Source organism: Klebsiella sp. 141203 (assembly GCF_032601985.1).
GTDB classification, from domain to species: domain Bacteria; phylum Pseudomonadota; class Gammaproteobacteria; order Enterobacterales; family Enterobacteriaceae; genus Klebsiella; species Klebsiella aerogenes.
Map to the genome: position 1 here is coordinate 1 of NZ_JAQIRL010000017.1, position 551 is coordinate 551.

The window sequence follows — 551 nt, forward strand, 5'->3', positions numbered from 1 at the left end:
CGGTGCGGCAGCTCGCTGATGCGATAACCGGTATGTTCCGGCAGGCTGTCGACGCCCCAGGCTTTAGCGAACTTCTCGCGGTTTTCCGGGAACTTAACGTACTGGTAGCCCGGATAGGTATCCGGCAGCGCGCCCATGTCGCAGGCGCCCTGGACGTTGTTCTGCCCGCGTACCGGGTTGACGCCGACGCTTGGCTTGCCGAGGTTGCCGGTGAGGATCGCGAGGCTGGTCAGCGAGCGCACGGTCTCCACGCCCTGGTAGAACTGGGTGACGCCCATGCCCCACAGGATGGCGGCGGATTTGGCGCTGGCGTACATCCGGGCGCAGGCGCGGATCTCCTGAGCGCTGACGCCGGTTATCTCTTCCACCGACTCCGGCGTGTAGCCTTCGACGATTTTGCGATACTCCTCGAAGCCTTCGGAACGGCTGGCAACGAAGGATTTATCGTACAGATCCTCTTCAATAATGACGTGGCCAATGGCGTTGAGCAGCGCGATATTCGAGCCGTTCTTCAGCGCGATGTGCATGTCGGCGATGCGCGCGGTTTCAAT

1 protein-coding gene is annotated in these 551 nt (G+C 61.9%); it reads right to left on the reverse strand.

Annotated features, from left to right (window positions below; genetic code table 11):
• On the reverse strand, positions 1 to 551 hold a 551-nt coding region (locus PGR29_RS24810), incomplete at both ends, for a molybdopterin-dependent oxidoreductase (protein WP_316425541.1).